This window comes from Micromonospora globbae (assembly GCF_036184225.1).
In the GTDB taxonomy this organism is placed as follows: Bacteria; Actinomycetota; Actinomycetes; order Mycobacteriales; family Micromonosporaceae; genus Micromonospora; species Micromonospora globbae.
The window spans coordinates 4,406,162-4,418,304 of sequence record NZ_CP108084.1 but is presented as its reverse complement, the minus strand read 5'-3'; the positions used below and the strand labels follow the sequence as shown (position 1 = coordinate 4,418,304).

At 75.9% G+C, this 12,143-nt stretch carries 11 protein-coding genes; 4 read left to right on the top strand and 7 right to left on the bottom strand.

Going from position 1 to position 12,143, the window contains the following annotated elements:
* Window positions 1–12: 12 nt before the first annotated feature.
* Both OG994_RS19765 and OG994_RS19760 read right to left on the bottom strand, forming a co-directional pair.
* Window positions 13–165: a hypothetical protein gene (locus tag OG994_RS19765; RefSeq protein ID WP_328850579.1), complete on the bottom strand. Its 153-nt coding sequence runs from the start codon at window positions 163–165 to the stop codon at window positions 13–15.
* A 117-nt stretch (window positions 166–282) separates the two neighbouring features.
* Complete coding sequence (locus OG994_RS19760; RefSeq protein ID WP_328850578.1) at window positions 283–1,362, bottom strand: RDD family protein; 1,080 nt, start codon at window positions 1,360–1,362, stop codon at window positions 283–285.
* A gap of 39 nt (window positions 1,363–1,401) precedes the next feature.
* Here OG994_RS19760 and OG994_RS19755 point away from each other — a divergent pair, with 39 nt between their 5' ends.
* Complete coding sequence (locus OG994_RS19755; RefSeq protein WP_328850577.1) at window positions 1,402–2,403, top strand: stage II sporulation protein M; 1,002 nt, start codon at window positions 1,402–1,404, stop codon at window positions 2,401–2,403.
* A gap of 39 nt (window positions 2,404–2,442) precedes the next feature.
* Here OG994_RS19755 and OG994_RS19750 read toward each other — a convergent pair whose 3' ends face one another.
* From OG994_RS19750 to OG994_RS19730, 5 genes are read right to left on the bottom strand one after another with little or no spacing between them, the layout of a single operon-like run.
* On the bottom strand, window positions 2,443–3,753 hold the full coding sequence (locus OG994_RS19750) for a DUF58 domain-containing protein (RefSeq protein ID WP_328850576.1): 1,311 nt from the start codon (window positions 3,751–3,753) through the stop codon (window positions 2,443–2,445).
* Window positions 3,750–4,742 (bottom strand): AAA family ATPase, encoded by a 993-nt coding sequence (locus OG994_RS19745; RefSeq protein ID WP_120330086.1) that lies wholly within the window; start codon window positions 4,740–4,742, stop codon window positions 3,750–3,752. The genes OG994_RS19750 and OG994_RS19745 overlap by 4 nt, the downstream gene beginning before the upstream one ends.
* On the bottom strand, window positions 4,739–6,175 hold the full coding sequence (locus OG994_RS19740; RefSeq protein ID WP_328850575.1) for a DUF4350 domain-containing protein: 1,437 nt from the start codon (window positions 6,173–6,175) through the stop codon (window positions 4,739–4,741). The genes OG994_RS19745 and OG994_RS19740 overlap by 4 nt, the downstream gene beginning before the upstream one ends.
* Entirely contained in the window at window positions 6,172–6,810 is a 639-nt protein-coding gene (locus tag OG994_RS19735; protein WP_328850574.1) for a DUF4129 domain-containing protein, read from the bottom strand. The genes OG994_RS19740 and OG994_RS19735 overlap by 4 nt, the downstream gene beginning before the upstream one ends.
* The gene (locus OG994_RS19730) at window positions 6,807–7,649 is read right to left on the bottom strand and encodes a hypothetical protein (protein ID WP_328850573.1); all 843 of its coding nucleotides are present in this window, start codon (window positions 7,647–7,649) and stop codon (window positions 6,807–6,809) included. Before OG994_RS19730 ends, OG994_RS19735 begins: the two co-directional genes overlap by 4 nt.
* Before the next feature lie 210 nt (window positions 7,650–7,859).
* Between OG994_RS19730 and mtrA the strand changes: the two genes are divergently transcribed.
* The 3 genes from mtrA to OG994_RS19715 are packed head-to-tail and all read left to right on the top strand — an operon-like array spanning window position 7,860 to window position 12,131.
* On the top strand, window positions 7,860–8,549 hold the full coding sequence (gene mtrA / locus OG994_RS19725) for an MtrAB system response regulator MtrA (RefSeq protein WP_120330083.1): 690 nt from the start codon (window positions 7,860–7,862) through the stop codon (window positions 8,547–8,549).
* Window positions 8,550–8,562: 13 nt separating this feature from the next.
* Window positions 8,563–10,326 carry an MtrAB system histidine kinase MtrB gene (gene mtrB / locus OG994_RS19720; RefSeq protein ID WP_328850572.1) on the top strand — a complete coding sequence of 588 codons (1,764 nt, stop codon included), beginning with the start codon at window positions 8,563–8,565 and terminating at the stop codon, window positions 10,324–10,326.
* The gene (locus tag OG994_RS19715) at window positions 10,323–12,131 is read left to right on the top strand and encodes an LpqB family beta-propeller domain-containing protein (protein WP_328850571.1); all 1,809 of its coding nucleotides are present in this window, start codon (window positions 10,323–10,325) and stop codon (window positions 12,129–12,131) included. Before mtrB ends, OG994_RS19715 begins: the two co-directional genes overlap by 4 nt.
* Window positions 12,132–12,143 lie beyond the last annotated feature (12 nt).

The following is a 12,143-nucleotide window of genomic DNA, read 5'->3' as shown; positions in this document are numbered from 1 at the left end:
GAGGGCGGGCGGTCAGTCCTGGCCGCGGCGGCGCGGGCGGACCCACGTCCACACGCACCAGGCGAGCCAGGCCAGCGAGACGGCGGCGGCCAGTGCCCGCAGTCGCAGCGCGCTCAGCAGGAGGACCGTGGCCAGCACCGCCAGCCAGGGCCCGAAGCCCCTCACGGGCGCCGCCCCGGCGCGATGGTGGGGGAGAGCGGTTCGTCGGGCACGGTCGTCCTGCCTCCGGTAGGGGTGAGCCGGATCCTGCCACACCCGAGCCACGCCGTGCAGGGGCGCGGGTCAGGCGCTCGGTCGCTCCCCGCTCGCCGCCGCCGGGCGTACGACCGGAGGGCCGGCCTGCGGCGGCGGGGCGGACGGCGGACGTACGCCCGCAGGGCCGGGCGGTGACGCCGGCGCGGCGGTCGCCGGGTGGACGGCCGGGGGACGGCGCTGCGGCATGGCCTCGGGCGCCGGCGGACGGATCGGTGCGGTGCGGGCGCCGGGCGTCAGCTCCGGCCAGAGCGCCGCCGCCGTGGCCCGGGTGCGGTGCAGGCGCGCCATCGCCCGGCGGTGCCGTTCCCCGAGCACGGCGGCCAGGTAGACGGTCTCCGGCGCGGCCAGCGGCGGAGGCGGGGTGGTCACCGCGGCGACCTCGGCCCAGAGGCCGCGCGCCAGCCGGGAGCGCGCCGGTTCCGCGAACTGGTGCACACGGGCCAGGTACGTCCGGGCGGCCAGCGCCAGGTCGTCGTCGAGCCGGGTCAGGTCCAGCGTGTACGCCCAGCCGGTCAGCGGTGGCACGGCGGTCGGGACCGGCCGCCACGTGGAGGCGGTGCGGGTGTGCACGACCAGCGTGCCGGCCACCAGGTCGCCGAGGCGCCGCCCCCGCCGGTCGGTGAGCATCACCGTCACCCCGACCGCCCAGCTGAGCAGCGGCAGGATGAGCCCGGGCCACTCGACGGCGACGCCGACGAGGGCGCGGGTCAGTGACCGTCGCAGCGTGACGGGCCCGCCGTCGGCACTCACCACGCGCAGGCCGACCGCCATCTTGCCCAGCGTCCGGCCGTTGGCGACCCGCTCCATGAACACCGGGTAGCCGACCAGCACCAGGACCATGGCGGCGGTGCCCGTGGCACGGTTGAGCGCCGCGTCGACCACCTCGAACGGCAGGGCCGCGAAGAGCAGCGCGACCAGCACGGCGAGCGCCGCCGCGACCACCAACTGGGCCAGCACGTCCAGCAGCAGGGCCAGCACCCGGGAACCGAGCCGCGCGACCCGGACGTCCAGCTCCACGGCCTCGCCGCTGACCAGCCCGGCGTCGCCCCAGCCCGCGGTGCGGCCGGCCGTGCGGGTGCGGGCCGGCGACGGTGGTTGCGCGCTCACCCCGACAGTGAACACTATGATCCCCGGACGGGGGTGGGCGTGGATCTCGACGCGTACGTCGCGGAGCACGGCGGGCAGTGGCGGCGCCTCGACGACCTGTGCCGGCGCGACCGCCTCGACGCCGCCGAGGTCGACGAACTGATCGCCCTCTACCAGCGCGTGGCGACGCAGCTCTCCACGGTGCGCAGCCGCTCGCCCGATCCGGCGCTGGTCAGCCAGCTCTCCCACCTGGTGCTGCGCGCCCGGGCCCGCATCACCGGCCGCCCCCGCCCGTCCTGGTCGGCGGTCGGCCGCTTCCTGGTCGCCGACTTCCCGGGCGCCGTACGCCGGGCCTGGCCCTGGTGGTGCGCGGTGGCCACGGGCTTCAGCCTGCTCAGCTTCTTCCTGATCTGGTTCGTGGCCGGCAACCCGGACACCGCCGCGGCGCTCGTCGGTGAGGAGGCCGCCACCGAGCTGGTCGACTCCGGCTTCGCCGACTACTACACCGAGTACTCCGCGCCGACGTTCGCGTTCCAACTGTGGACACACAACGCCTGGCTCGCCGCCCAGTGCCTGGCCTCCGGGGTGCTGGTCGTGCCGGTGTTCTACCTGCTGTGGGAGAACGCGCTCAACATCGGCGTGACCGGTGGAGTGATGGTCTCCTACGGCCGGGGGGACGTCTTCTTCGGGCTGATCACCCCGCACGGCCTGCTGGAGCTGACCGGCGTGTTCGTGGCCGCCGGGGTGGGGCTGCGGACCGCGTGGGCGTGGATCTCGCCGCCCGCCGAGCTGACCCGGGGGCAGGCGGTGGCACGGGCCGGTCGTTCGGCCGTCACGGTGGCGGTCGGTCTCGTCGGGCTCTTCGCGGTGTCGGCCCTCGTCGAGGCGTTCGTCACCCCGGCCCCCGTGCCGGTTCCGCTCCGCGTCGGCGTCGGCGTCGCCGTCTGGCTCGGCTTCCTGGCGTACGTCCTGATCCTCGGTCGCCCCACCTCCACGCCCGCCCCACCCGACCCGGTTGATCATGAGGTTGTCGTCGCGACACGCCGGGACGGCGGGCGATAACCTCATGATCAACGGCGCGACCCCGGAGCCCGGCGGGGGTCAGAGCTGGGCTTGGGACTTCAGGCGTAGGTAGGTGTCGGCCACGGTCGGGGCCAGCGCGTCCGCCGGGGCGTCCACCACGGTCACGCCGTACCGGGTGAGCGCCGCCCGGACGCGGTCCCGCTCCGCCAGCGCCCGCCACCCGGCCGCCGCCGCGTACGCGTCCTCGGGCCGGGCCGGAGCGCCGGTCGTCATCGCCGCGAGCACCGGGTCGTGGCTGGCGGCGACGAGCACCCGGTGCCGGGCGGCCAGCCGGGGCAGCACCGGAAGCAGGCCCTCGCCGAGCGCGCCCGGCTCCAGCGCCGTGAACAGCACCACCAGACTGCGGTGACGCTGCCGGCGCAGGATCTCACCGGCGATCAGCTCGAAGTCGGTCTCGACGAGGGCCGGCTCGAGCGGGGCGAGCGCGTGGACCAGCCGGGGCAGCAGCGCCGGACGGCCGCTCCCGGTGACGGCGGCGCGGACCGCGGTGTCGGCGGCGAGCAGGTCGACCCGGTCACCGGCACGGGCGGCCAGCGCGGTGAGCAGCAGCGCGGCGTCGATGGCCGTGTCCAGCCGGGGCTCGTCGCCGACCCGTACGGCGGACGTGCGGCCCGTGTCGACCACGCACACCAGCCGGCGGTCCCGCTCGGGACGCCAGGTGCGCACCAGCACGTCGGCCCGGCGGGCGCTGGCGCGCCAGTCGATCGACCGGACGTCGTCGCCGACCACGTACTCGCGCAGCGTGTCGAACTCGGTGCCCTGGCCGCGCCCCCGGGTGACCTGGGTCCCGTCGATCACCCGCAGCCGGGCCAGCTTCTCGGGCAGGTGCCGGCGGGAGTCGAAGCGCGGCAGCACCCGCAGCGTCCACGGTGGTGTGGCGGGACGGCCGGAGCGCTGCCGGAACGCCAGCCGCAGCGGCCCGAGGGAGCGTACGGTCACCGCCACCGCCGGCCGGTCGCCCCTCCGGGTGGGGGTGAGCCGGGTGGGCAGCGGCACGGTGTCACCGGGGGGCACCGTCAGCACCCGGTCAGGGGGCAGGTCGGGGCGGGCGCCGGCCGACGGCACCCAGGCGTCGCGGACCTGGGCGCGCAGCGTACGCCCGGAGGTGTTGCCGAGCCGGAGCACGACGGTGGCCGTGCCGCCGAGCCGGACCGTCCGGTCGCCGTCGCGGTCGGCGGTGAGCGCGGCCGGCGGCACCGCGAGCAGCCGGTCGACGAGCACCAGCAGCAGCACGGCGCCGGTCATCACCAGGACGCCCACGAACGGCGACGGCCACAGCGGCAGGGTCGACGCCCCCACCGCCAGCAGCAGCGCCGCCCGCCAGGTCATCGCGGAGTCGGCACGGTGGCGAGGACGGTGTCGAGCACCGAGTCCACCCCCACGCCCTCCAGCTCGACCTCCGGCCGCAGCCGCAGCCGGTGCCGCAGGGTGGGCCGGGCCACCGCCTTCACGTCGTCGGGCACCACGTGGTCGCGTCCCGCCAGCCAGGCCCACGCCTTGGCGGTGCTCAGCAGCGCGGTCGCGCCCCGCGGCGACGCGCCCAGTTCGAGGGCCGGCGTCATCCGCGTGGCCCGGCAGAGGTCGACGACGTAGCCGAGGAGCGGATCGGCCACGTGCACGCGGCCCACGGCGGCCCGGGCGGCGGCCAGGTCGGCGGCGCTCGCCACCGGGCGTACGCCGGCCGCGGCCAGGTCGCGGGGGTCGAATCCGGCGTGGTGCGCCCGGAGCACGCCGAGTTCCTCCTCCCGGGTCGGCAGCGGCACGGTGAGCTTGAGCAGGAAGCGGTCCAGTTGCGCCTCGGGCAGCGGGTAGGTGCCCTCGTACTCGATCGGGTTCTGCGTGGCGGCCACGATGAACGGCTCGGGCAGCGGGCGGCGGGCCCCCTCGACCGACACCTGCCGCTCCTCCATGACCTCCAGCAGCGCCGACTGGGTCTTCGGCGGCGTGCGGTTGATCTCGTCGGCGAGCAGCAGGTTGGTGAAGACGGGCCCCTCGCGGAAGGTGAACGCGGCGGTGTGCGGGTCGAAGATCAGCGAGCCGGTGACGTCGCCGGGCATCAGGTCGGGGGTGAACTGCACCCGCTTGGAGTCCAGGTCCAGCGCGGTCGCCACGGTGCGGATCAGGAGGGTCTTGGCGACGCCCGGTACGCCCTCGAGCAGCACGTGCCCCCGGCAGAGCAGGGCGATCACCAGCCCGGTGACCACCGCGTCCTGGCCGACGACCGCCTTGCCGACCTCGGCCCGCAGCCGGAGCAGGGCGGCGCGCGCGTCGTCGGGGCCGGTGGTCGGCGGTTCCGCGGTTCCGGCGGGTCGGGTCACCGGGTTCCTCCTTCGGTCGGGTCGGGGGATGGGGGCGCGCCGGCGGGGCGCCCCTGCGTCGGAGCGGACGCCGCGACGGTACGGGAGAGCGCGTCCAGTGACCGGGCGAGGTCCAGCAGCTCCTGGTCGGTGTCGGGGTCGTCGCCGTACAGCAGGTCCTCGATCTGCTCCGGGTCGCCGCCCGTACGCGCGGCGACGGCCCGGGCCACCCGCTCCGGTGGCGTGTCCGCCGGCAGGTTCAGCCAGGGCAGCAGGCGGGCCAGGGTGGTCGCGCGCAGCGTCCGGCCGGCCGGGCCGCGGGCACCGGCCCGCTGGTAGAGCCGGGCCCGGCCCAGCGCGGTCTCGGCGGAACGCACGGTCACCGGCAGCGGCTCCGGGGCGGGTGGCCCGAGCCGGCGGGCGCGCCACAGCGCGGCGACCAGCAGGGCCAGCGCGAGCTGCACGAGTAGCGCCCAGAACCAGGGCGGGAACGCTCCCCACAGCGGGTTCGGTGGCCTCTCGCCGTCGTCCGCCGAGCCCTGTGGTGGCCGTCCGCCGCCGGGATCGCCGTCGCCCGGCGTGCCCGGTCGGACCCCGCCGGTGGCGCCGGGGTCGGGTGTCGCGGTGCCGCCGGGCGGACCGTCGGGGCGGGACGGCCAGGTCGGCGGGGCGCCGCTGGGCGACGGCGGCGGCGGTTCGGGGCCGGCCAGGTCGAGCCAGACGACCCGTCCGTGCGCCGCGAGCACGCCCACGGCGAGGGCCTGGTTGTCCCGTTCCCCGATCCGGTCGTTGCGGAACGGGTCGTCGGCTCCGACCACGAGGGTGTCGCCCGCGCCGGGGAGCCGGGCGAGCCCCGCGGCGAAGCAGAGGTCGACGGGAGCCGTCCCGTCGGGGGTGTACCGCTGGCGCTCGGCGGCCGCCCGCCGGACGGGGGCCAGCTCGGCCAGTGGGCAGGGGCGGCCGGCGGTCTCCGGACCCACCGCCCTGGTGGCCCACCGCCGGTCGGTACGGGTCAGCGGCAGGCCCACGCCGACGAGCACCCGGCGGGACGGGTCGACCAGCACCAGTCGGGTCCCGCCGGGCAGGTGGGCGAGCCGCGCCAGCGTGTGCGGGCGCAGCAGCTGCGGCGCCGGCACGAAGAGGGTGGCCGGCCCGCTGTGCGCGGCTCGCAGCGCGGCGGCCGTGTCGGTCTCCCGCTGCACGGTGACGCCCCGCCGGCGGAGGGCCTCGGCGAGCCGGCTGGCGCCGTGGTCGTCGGTCTCCACCGGCGACAGGTAACCGGGATCGCCGGGGTCCGGCCGGTCCAGCGCCTGGGCGACGAGGGTGGTCGTGACGAGCGCGGCGACCACCCCGAACGGGATCACGATGCGGTGCCAGCGGCGCCGACGGCGGGGCGCGCGGGCGCGGTCCGCTGCGGCGGCGCGCGGGGCGGCGGTGTGCGTGGCGGCGGTCACGGTCCCTCCCGCCCGGCCTGTCCGGGTACGACGGCGTGGAGCGCGCGGTGCAGCTCGTCGGCCAGCTCCCGCATCCGCCGGTCGTGCGCGGCGGTGGCGGGCCGCTGGGCGTACCAGAGCTCGGAGAAGAGCTCGCCCGCGGCGGCCATCGGCGGGCCGGCGGGTGGCCGGTTCCGGGCCGCCGTCGCGGCGACCTCCCGCACCGTGAGGCCCGGGCGCGGGGGGACCACCTGGCGTACGGCGAGTTCGCGGATCATGTCGCGCAGCCGCTCGCGGACCGCCTCGGCGTACCGGCCGTCGGCGGCCAACCGGTCGGCGAGCGGGAGATGCCCGGTGGCCGGCGTGGCCGGTGCGTCCGGCGCGACGGGCGCCGGATCGGCCGCCGGCGCGTCGGCGGCCCGCCGGCGGCGTCGCAGTCGAGGCCAGCGCAGGCGGGGCAGCCGCAGGCGGGGCCAGCGCAGCCGCAGGCGGGGCAGCCGCGGTCGGGGGAACCGGCGCGGCACCCACGCGGGGAACGTGTACCAGGCCGCCGCGACCAGGCCCGCGAGGGCGACGAGCAGCAGCGTGACCAGCCACAGCGGTACGCGGTCGCCGAGCGCCGCCGTGGTCTCCGTCCACCACCGGCTACCGGTCATCGCTCCGCCGCCAGGAGGACCGGTGCGGGCGTCCCGGCCGGCGCCCGGGCGAGCAGGATGTCCAGCCCCTCGGTGCGGATCCGGGTCTCCAGGTGCAGCACGGCGTCCAGGCAGGCCAGCGCCGGGTACGCGACGGCGTTCACCGCCGCCCAGGTCAGCAGGGCGGCCGGCACGGCCCGGTCGGCGTCGACGAGGTCGGTCCCGCGCAGTCCGAGGATGATCCCGCTGGCCAGGCCGACCCGCAGGACCCACCAGCCGAGGTAGCCGAGCAGCCGGATCAGCCCGGCCCGCGCCCCGTCGCGGGTCGCCAGCGCGGCCGCCCGGGGCAGGACGCGTGGCAGCGCCACCCGGTCGACCACGAGCGCCGGCGCGACGGCGCCGAGCAGCGCGAAGCCCACGAACCAGGCCGGCCCGCAGAGCGCCGCGGCGAACATGAGGGCGCCCACCGCGACCGCGTACAGCAGGGCGGCCCCCCACCTGCCGCCGATCGGGCGGAGCACCTCGCGGGGACGGGCGGTACGCCCGAACAGCGCCGCGCCGGCGGCGCGGGCGGCCGGGTTGCCCAGCAGCGCGACGATCGTCGCCTCGGTGGCCGCGCCGGTGCCGAGCAGCAGCCAGTACGTGCCGAAGGACCCGTCCGACCACCACCACACCGGCGGGGCCGTGCCGGCGGCGAGCCGCAGCGGGAGCAGCAGCAACTGCTCACCCACGGCGAGGACGGCGGCGAGCGGCAGCAGTACGCGGGCCTGCTCGCGCAGGAGCAGCACGGCCGAGTCCAGCAGCTCGCCCACGGTGAGCGGGCGGCGGGGGAGCACGGCGATCGGGCCGACGTCGGGCACGCGTACTCCCTGGGGACGGACGGTGGTGGCGCGCGACGGCGCACGCGGGGATCATGGTGTCACGCCCGGTGCCGATCCGGTGGACCCGCAGGTCGGTGCCGGCGTGCGGTCGCCCGGTGCCGCGGAGGACTGTGGCAAGCTTGCCGCGGCGGTACCGTGCCGGGTGACGCCGGTCCCACCGACACTGAATGGGGATGGAAGATTAATCCCATGAGAGCCCGGGTACTGGTGGTCGACGACGACCCCGCGCTCGCCGAGATGCTCGGCATCGTGCTGCGCAGCGAAGGATTCCTGCCCTCCTTCGTCGCCGACGGTGAGCGCGCCCTCGCCGCGTTCCGCGACAACCGGCCCGACATCGTCCTGCTCGACCTCATGCTGCCCGGGATGAGCGGAATCGACGTGGCCCGGGCGATCCGGGCCGAGTCCGGCGTGCCGATCGTCATGCTCACGGCCAAGAGCGACACCGTCGACGTCGTGCTCGGCCTGGAGTCCGGGGCCGACGACTACGTCGTCAAGCCGTTCAAGCCCAAGGAGCTGGTGGCCCGGATGCGGGCCCGGCTGCGCCGGGGCGAGGACGTGGCGCCGGAGATGCTGACCATCGGGCCGCCCGGCAACCAGATCAGCATCGACGTGCCGGCCCACACGGTCAGCCGCAACGGCGAGGAGGTGAAGCTGACGCCGCTGGAGTTCGACCTGCTGGTCGCGCTCGCCCGCAAGCCGCGCCAGGTCTTCACCCGTGAGGTGCTGCTGGAGCAGGTGTGGGGCTACCGGCACGCCGCCGACACCCGGCTGGTCAACGTGCACGTGCAGCGGCTGCGGGCCAAGATCGAGCCGGATCCGGAGCGACCCGAAATCATCCTCACCGTGCGGGGCGTGGGCTACAAGGCGGGCACCGGATAACCTGGGGCGCACTGTGGCCTCCTCCCCGCTCCCGCCCCCCGACACCGCGACGGCCCGCACCCGCGGCGCCGCTCGCGAGCTGTGGCGCGCGGTCGCGGGGCGGGTGGCGCGGACGGCGGCGGGTGTGCACCGCACGTGGCGGCGGTCGCTCCAGTTCCGGGTCGTCACCATCACGCTGGTCGCCTCCAGCGTGCTGGTGGGCGGCTTCGCGTACCTGATCGCCGACAAGATCACCAGCATCCTGCTGGAGAGCGCCAAGACCGACGTCAAGCTGCGGCTGGAGAGCGGCGCGGACTACGCGACCAAGCAGGTCGCCCTCTACAACCAGCCGCAGGAGGCCCAGCTCCAGGAGACCATCGAGGGCACGGTCAACTACCTCGCCGGCGGCGACCCGCAGCAGACCAGCGGGGTGGTCGTGGTGATCACCGCGCAGGACTTCCCCGTGATCCAGAGCCGGACGGCGCCGGCGGTCGACGGCGTGCAGCGGCTGATCAGCCCGGAGCTGCGGGAAGCGGTCGCCGACGGCAACGTGGCCAGCCAGATCGCCACGGGCCGGCTGACCGGCGAGCGGACGAAGTACCTGGCGTACGGCTCGCCGGTGCCGACCCGGTTCGGCCAGATCGAGCTCTACTACCTCGTGCCGCTGGCCCGCCAGGACGCCACCGCGGCCGACGCCCGGGCCACGGTCGTGGCCACCGGCGTGGCCCTGGTGGTCCTGCTCGGGCTGCTCGCCGCGCTGGTCACCCGGCTGGTGGTCAACCCCGTACGGGTGGCCGCCCGCACCGCCCAGCGCCTCTCCGCCGGTCTGCTCGACCAGCGGATGGTGGTCAACGGCGAGGACGACCTGGCGCTGCTGGCCGCGTCGTTCAACCAGATGGCCACGAACCTCCAGCGGCAGATCCTGCGCCTGGAGGAGATGTCCCGGCTGCAACGCCGGTTCACCTCCGACGTGTCGCACGAGCTGCGGACGCCGCTCACCACGGTCCGGATGGCCGCGGACCTGATCTTCGCCGAGCGGGACGGGTTCGACCCGGCGGTCGCCCGCAGCGCCGAACTGCTCCAGGCCGAGCTGGACCGGTTCGAGGAACTGCTCACCGACCTGCTGGAGATCAGCCGTTTCGACGCCGGCTTCGCGATGCTCGACGCCGAGCCGACCGACCTCGTGCCGATAGTGCACCGCGTGGTCGAGCGGTTGACCGGGCTGGCCGAGCGGGTCGGCGTGCCCATCGAGGTGGACCTGCCGGAGCACGAGGTGATCGCCGAGGTGGACCCGCGCCGGGTCGAGAGGGTGCTGCGCAACCTCGTCGGCAACGCCGTCGAGCACGGCGAGGGGCGGCCCGTGGTGATCCGCCTGGGGGCGGACGAGACCGCGGTGGCGATCACCGTACGCGACCACGGGGTGGGTCTGAAGCCGGGCGAGGAGAAGCTCGTGTTCAACCGCTTCTGGCGCGCCGACCCGTCCCGGGCACGGCAGACCGGCGGCACCGGGCTCGGCCTGTCGATCAGCCTGGAGGACGCGCGGCTGCACGGCGGCTGGCTGGAGGCCTGGGGTGCCCCGGGCCAGGGCGCCCAGTTCCGGCTCACCCTGCCGGCCCGGGCCGGCGACCGGCTGACCACCTCACCGCTGCGCCTCGTGCCCGAGGACGCCCGCCTGCCGTACGGCGGCCCGGGCGACGCGGCTCCGCTGACGATCGGCCCGGCCCCCGGCGGCGCGCTGGCCATCGGCCCGGCGCCGGCGCGCGAGCCGGACGCCGCGGGTGCGGAGGTGCCGTCATGAGGGTGCGTTTCGTGGCGGGGGTGCTCTGCGGGGCCCTGGCGACCGTCGCGTTCACCGGGTGCGGCATCCCCGAGCGCTCCGAGGTGCAGATCGACGAGCGGCGGGAGCCGGCCACCGAGGCCGGCTCGGTCAGCGCCTGGTCGAAGGAACCGCCGTCCCCGTCGAACAGCGGGACGGACTCGGAGGCGTTCGTCCGCGACTTCCTCTCGGCGGCGGCCGGCGAGCCGGACCGGGCGTACGACCGGGTGAAGCAGTTCGTCGCCCCGGAGTTCAAGAGCCGGATGCAGGACAAGCGGGGCAGCGAGGTCGAACTCACCGTGGTGCGGCTCACGGACGCGCCGGTGATCACCAATAACGTCGACCGCAGCGCGGCGGTGACCATCTCGGTGCAGCAGGTCGGGGTTCTCCGGGCCGACGGGAGGCTGGTGCCGCCGGTCTCCACCGAGACAACGTACGAGTTCGGGCTCCGCAGCGCCTCCCCGGCGGGCACGGCCGACGACGGCGGGGGCTTCTACATCACCGATCCGCCGAACCTGCTGCTGCTCAGCGACACCGCCCTGCGCGACTACTACGAGCCCCAGGCGGTCTACTTCTGGAACTCCGACCGGACGCGGCTGGTCCCCGACCAGCGGTACCTGCCGCTCACCGTGCCCACCGAGCGGCGGCTCAACGAGGTGGTGAAGTGGCTGGTCGACGGCCCGTCGGACTGGCTCAGCACCGGCGCCGTGGGGTTGCCCGACCGGACCGAGCTGATCAACAACGCCACCGGCGGCAACGGTCGCTGGGAGGTCAACCTCGACATGCCCGGCGACGACCGGACCCGGGCCGACCAGTTCGTCACCCAGCTCGCCTGGTCGCTTCCCGACCTAGACGGGAAGCTCGAGTTGAAGGTCCGCAACAACTCGATCGTGGTCGCGGATCTGGCCGAGCGGCGGTCCCGGGCGCTCTACACCCTCCAGGAGGGGCCGCGGCGGTACTGCGTGTACGAGGGGGCCGTCCACCCGCTGGAGATCGCCGGTGAGCCCGGCGGCACCGTGCCGCTGGACCCCGGTGCGAACCGGAACGTCGTGTCGGCCGGGCTCGCCCGCAGCGGCGGCAAGATCCTGGCGGCGCTCGTCGTGACCGGCTCGGACGGGCAACGGCTCAGCGTGGGCACGGGACCCGACCCGGTGACGGCGTTCAAGAAGGGGCCGGTGCACACCGCGATCGGCCGTCCCGTCTGGCTGCGTGCCGCCGGTACCGAGCAGCCGCGGGGCCTGGTGGTCGCCGGCGGCAGGCTCTACCGGTTCGACCAGAACGCGCAGATGACCCCCATCGCGCTGAACCTGCCCCCGGCGCCGGTGAACGCGGTCGCCGCGTCGCTCGACGGGCAGCGGATCGCCGTGGTCGTCGGTGGGCTGCTCTACGTGGCGGCGCTCAACCTCGCCGGCGGCGGGGTGACGGTCGGGCCGCCGCGGCGGGTGGCGACGTCCCTGACGAGCATCTCGGCGGTGGACTGGGGCGACGAGAACCGGCTCATCGTGGCCGGGTCGGCGGGCCGCCCGGCGATCTACGAGGTGAGCGTGGACGGCGCGGTGCAGACGCCGTTGAAGGACGACACCGGCGCCAAGGTGACCCACCTGTCGACCTACCCCGTCAACCCGACGATTCCCGTGCCGTCCGGCGCCTTCATGTACGAGGCGAACGGGGTGGCGTACCGCGGCAGCCCGGTCGAGCAGATCCAACGCGGCGAGGTGGGTCTGGTGACGCCGCCGCCGTCCGGGGTGCGCCCCGGCAACCCGTCGGCCCCCTTCTTCCTCTACTGACGACGTGGGCGT

Excerpts from the sequence above, each read along its gene's own strand:
- OG994_RS19750 (WP_328850576.1), bottom strand. The coding sequence starts at position 3,753 with ATGACCTGGCGGGCGGCGCTGCTGCTGGCGGTGGGGGCGTCGACCCTG.
- mtrA (WP_120330083.1), top strand. The coding sequence starts at position 7,860 with ATGAGAGCCCGGGTACTGGTGGTCGACGACGACCCCGCGCTCGCCGAG.
- OG994_RS19735 (WP_328850574.1), bottom strand. The coding sequence starts at position 6,810 with ATGACCGGTAGCCGGTGGTGGACGGAGACCACGGCGGCGCTCGGCGAC.
- OG994_RS19715 (WP_328850571.1), top strand. The coding sequence starts at position 10,323 with ATGAGGGTGCGTTTCGTGGCGGGGGTGCTCTGCGGGGCCCTGGCGACC.